This is a genomic window from uncultured Campylobacter sp. (assembly GCF_938045225.1).
Lineage (GTDB): Bacteria > Campylobacterota > Campylobacteria > Campylobacterales > Campylobacteraceae > Campylobacter_A.
In genome coordinates this window covers 1-4,749 of record NZ_CALINL010000276.1, presented here as the reverse complement: position 1 = coordinate 4,749, position 4,749 = coordinate 1, and the positions used below count along the sequence as shown (strand labels likewise).

Genomic DNA, 4,749 nt, shown 5'->3' with positions numbered 1-4,749 from the left:
AAATCAAATCATAAAAACAACGCTTAAATTTCTATACAAAAAGTCAAATTTAAACAAAAATCAGCAAAAAATACGCGAGTTTTTGTTTATATTTGATGAAGTTTCGACGTGTGAGGATTATAAAAATTTCTTTGCAAAGCTCATCATAAACCGCCAAGTAAAGTACTACGAGCAAACACTCTTGTGGTGCAAGATTTTTCTTTTGGGTGACACTTTCACCCCGCACAAGGGCGATGATCTGGCCCTTGCATTGCTTTTTGACATGAACGCGCTTTTTGAAAGCTATGTTGGAAATTTTATAAAGAAAAAGCTTCCCGGCACCATATTGCAACACCAGGAAAAATATCTTATTGAAAAACCAAGAGAATTCAGGTTAAAACCAGATATATTCTTAGAAGGCAAATTTATAGCCGACACAAAGTGGAAAATCATCAGGCAAGATATTAACGAAAGCGAGAAAAAGTATAAAATCTCACAAGCCGACCTATATCAACTCTATGCCTACGGCAAAAAATACGAGTGTAGCGAGCTTTATCTTATTTACCCAAAGATAGACGGCGCAAAACAAGAGTCTATGAATTTTAAATACGACGATAAAATGCAGCTTGAAATTTTATACTTTGATTTAGAAAATGATAAGCTAATCCCATCAAACCGACTGAGTACGATTCTTTAAATTAGGGGAAAAACTTATTTTATTCCTTGTTTTTCGCATTATATTAATCTAGCCGGCTAGTTGTTAAAATATCCTCTCTTTAACCCAGGGATTAAGCAGAAGCTTTAAATTAATATGAGCCAAAAACTTACACACGCCCTTTATTTGTAAAATACGCCATTGTATATATTTTCTTAAAAATTTTTTGACACAAATTTGTATATCTCTTAAAAGGAGCAATAATGCTTTACGACTACGACAAACTACATAAGCTGGATGAGGGGAGGATAATGTATGCTAGCTATGTCCTTGATGACAATATTCCTATACGGGAGTTGATTAAAGAGATAGGAAAAACCATAGACAAAGACGAATTCGATACGATCGTAAAAACTTGTCCAAAATACACAACAAGACGAAATCATAATCTTTTTACATACGACGATATCGCCACAAAACTAGCAAAAGAAGAAAACCTAACTTTAGCCAAAAAAGTTCTTTTGATGTTTGAAAAGCGTTGTAAAATAGGCGGAGCAGACTATGCGTATCTGGCCCAAAGAGTTTATAAAATCACAAATGATATAAGATGGTGCAAAAGACTGTTTTTAAAGGCAAAAATGCATGCCGAATATGAGATTTGTTATATCAATATGCTAAATTTTATAAAATTAAAAATCATAAGCCAAAATACGGCAATAAGATTTTTAAACGAAATTCTAACTACGACTAATTTTGACGCCAACTTTTATTGTTATTTTGGTTTGGAAATTTTAAGTTTAAAAATCAAAGATGCTTATGCTATAGCAAAAAGGTTTTATAACAGAGCGCTAAAAAATAATAAATCTTTATATACAAGACACATAAAAGGCGGACTAAAACACCGCCTAGTGGATAGACCGCTTGCATGCGCTTTGCTTGATCAAAATATAATAAATAAAGACTGCATATGGGATCTTATGGCCATAGCCAAGATTTGTCATAAAAATGAAAATATAGGCAAAAAAGCCGTAAAAAAGGCTATCGGACTAGTTAAAAATACGGATGATTTTGTTAAGATCGCTCCCATGGCAAAGAAATTTCTAGGAAAAAAGAAGACGATAAGGTTTTTAAAGCAAGGTTATTTTTTAGATGAAACGCCTTTAGGCGACAATGTAAATTATAGCTGCGAATCTGTTATAAAAAACGGTAAAGCCACGATATACTATAAAGCTTCTCACATAAACACCGAAAAAGTCAATATTTTAGAATGGATGATAAAACTAGGAAAGAGATCTTGGGCTAAAAGACGGCTAGATGAAATGGTAGTCAAAAAAGACATACTAAAGGGTACTAATATATACTCCTTGGCCGGAGCTATGGCTAAAGTTTGCGTAAGGTATTTTAATGATACTAAAAGTGCCGAAGATATCTTTAAAAAAGTAGCGCAAAATATAAACGACCCTATTGATTTAAATTTATTAACGTCTGAAATTTCTAGCACTATAGGGATTAAACATTGGCTTAGAACGCATTGCGACAGACTTGAGCAGGTAGCCAAAAGCGCTGATGAGTTTACCGAGTTGGCCGAGTATATGACGAACTATTTCTTGGATTTTAAAGCGGCGCAGAGACTTCATCTAAAATCGATAAAGACCTTAGAGTATACGGCGGTTAGTTACAATTACCACGATCTTTATATGCTTATGGAACAATTTTGTAAAAATGCATCTACCGGTATTTTGCGTATGGCTTGTCAAAGTATCCAAAAATCAGGCTGTGAGCATTGGGGACTTTTAGCTAACTACTATGCAAAAGCAAATGATAAAGTATCGGCAAAATCTTGTTTTTTAAAAGAACTAAATAGCGCCAAAAGTTATGAAGAGATCCTAGGTATAGCAGAGGATATCTATGGTTATTTAAAAGACAGCGAGTGGGTAGCAAAAATAGTACTCGATGACAAGTTTTTAGCTTTGCCAGATAGAGTAGCTGAAACCGTCGAAACACAAAGCAGATAAGGGCCACTTACCCCCTACCCTACTCACTAGCAAATTCAAGACATATCTTTCACGTAATCATAAAATTTCCTAACGATCCTTGGATGTTTAATCTTTTTTATAGCCTGGGCTTCTATTTGTCTTACGCGCTCCCTAGTCACTCCGCCTAGCACTAGTCCGGTTTCTTCTAGAGTATACGGTCCGCCCGCTCCGGTGTTTCCGCCTTTTAGGCCTGCTAGCCTAGATGCCTCATGGATAGCTTTAGCTTGCAAAGAGTTTATAATACCCGTTAAATCGCTCTTGATGTTTCTTAGCTTAAACGCATCTTCCGTAGAAACATCGTCAGCATTCATCATAAATTTGACCTTTTCTCGTAGTTCCTCGGCGACTTCAAGCATTTCTTTTATTTGGGCTAAAATTTGCATATTATCTCCTTTTGTAGATTGCGACTAGTATAGGTTGATTTATAAAGATATTTTACCGAGCAAAAAGGACATATTTACGTCCAAACTGATATAATCAAGCTAAAAAGGCAAAACCGTGAATACGAATATTCATAAATCTAGCCAAGAGCTTGATCTCGTGAGGCATTACGCCAAGGCCTGGACGCTTTTACAAAGATACGACGATAAAACCCTAGGTATATATACAGATATTACGGGCGAAAATTTTACTCTAGGCTACAATGAAGCCATACTAGCTATCGATGAACTAAAAGAAGCGCTGATCCAAAAGGGCGCAGCATCGCAAATTTTCGCAACGCAAAAGGCGGGAGAATTTGAAGGGATACTAAAAAATATCTATCAGACCTTCGGCGGTTGCGAGCTACTACCCACAGCGCAAGAAAAGGCGGCAAATTTGATCTACTACATCATCAAAGACCACCCGTTTAACGACGGCAATAAACGAATCGGAGCCTTTATGTTTATTTTATTTCTATCAAAAAGCGAGCTTCTTTATAAAAACAACGGCGAACCAAAAATCAGCAATAACACGCTTGCCGCTCTTGCACTACTTATAGCCCAGAGCGATCCGAATCAAAAAGAGATGATAGTAAATTTAACAACGAATTTACTAAGCGACTAAAGCAAAATACAGCGACCGCCCTACCCTCCTCCCCTACCGCCTCTGCAAAACCTGCATGGCTAAAAGCGAAAGCTTAGGAGAAGCAAAGATATTTCATATCTCAGATACATATATCTAAAACTCCCTTTTTTAGGGATTTGATTCTCGGACTTTTATAAAATTCAAAAAGCCCTATTTTAGGGACTTTTATATTTTACTAAGCTTCAAAAAGTTCGAAAACCTCAAATTTAATACTTCTAAAAAATAGATTCTCGGACTTTTAAAATTTAGTCTGTTTAAAAGTGCCTATTATAGGGCATTTAAATTTAACGAATTTAGCAAAAGTTCGAAAATCTACTAAAATTTCATTTTTGAAAATAGATTCTCGGACTTTTGATATCTTGCAAACTACCTAAAATTCATTATCTTAAGCATAAATTTAGTAAAACGCTAGGAATTTGAAATTAAAATTTGGCTAGATTCTCGGACTTTTTAGCTATATATGATATAATGGCGTTTCTCAATAGTTCTTTAAAAACTCATTGTTAATCTTAATGCGTTTTTTAGGCTATTTGATTCAAATTTCCCCGATCTAGGGGATTGAAACATTATTATGTAGAAGTTAAATACGAAGAAGCCATAGCCAAGAAAATCATAGTTGAGTTTTAAGGAGTAGTAAAATTAACAGACGCATTGATAAAGTTTGAAGCTTTATGAAAATTATTGCCCATTCTCAGAAATTAAAACTCGGCTGGCGTAAGCTGGCTACTAATATACTATGAATTTAATAGTATAATAATATTGTTTTACTTAGGTAAAAATATTCGTCCGTGAAGTATTTTATGACAGCCTGAGCTTTGCAAGTCTGTTAGTCAAAGGCTGAAAACTTATGCCAAAGGAGGTTGTGATTTTTGCTGCAAAGATTTAAACTGAAAAATATAGGCGGTATTGTTTTTTAAAATATATCAATACCGCCTATATTAACAAGCGGGTATATTTTAATCAATAATTAATTTTTATTATCCAGTGCAGATGGATGATGCTAGACTATAAAAA

3 protein-coding genes and 1 pseudogene are annotated in these 4,749 nt (G+C 34.8%); 3 read left to right on the top strand and 1 reads right to left on the bottom strand.

Annotated features, from left to right (window positions below; genetic code table 11):
- Positions 1–676: pseudogene (locus Q0200_RS09975) on the top strand (restriction endonuclease); the annotation flags it as partial.
- A 221-nt stretch (positions 677–897) separates the two neighbouring features.
- Positions 898–2,649 carry a hypothetical protein gene (locus tag Q0200_RS09970; RefSeq protein ID WP_297940829.1) on the top strand — a complete coding sequence of 584 codons (1,752 nt, stop codon included), beginning with the start codon at positions 898–900 and terminating at the stop codon, positions 2,647–2,649.
- A 35-nt stretch (positions 2,650–2,684) separates the two neighbouring features.
- Here Q0200_RS09970 and Q0200_RS11965 read toward each other — a convergent pair whose 3' ends face one another.
- Positions 2,685–3,053: a sigma factor-like helix-turn-helix DNA-binding protein gene (locus tag Q0200_RS11965; protein ID WP_346746332.1), complete on the bottom strand. Its 369-nt coding sequence runs from the start codon at positions 3,051–3,053 to the stop codon at positions 2,685–2,687.
- Positions 3,054–3,168: 115 nt separating this feature from the next.
- On the opposite strand from Q0200_RS11965, the gene Q0200_RS09960 reads away from it, so the two are divergent.
- Positions 3,169–3,714, top strand: a complete 546-nt coding sequence (locus Q0200_RS09960; protein WP_297940827.1) for a Fic family protein — start codon at positions 3,169–3,171, stop codon at positions 3,712–3,714.
- The last annotated feature ends 1,035 nt before the right edge of the window (positions 3,715–4,749 follow it).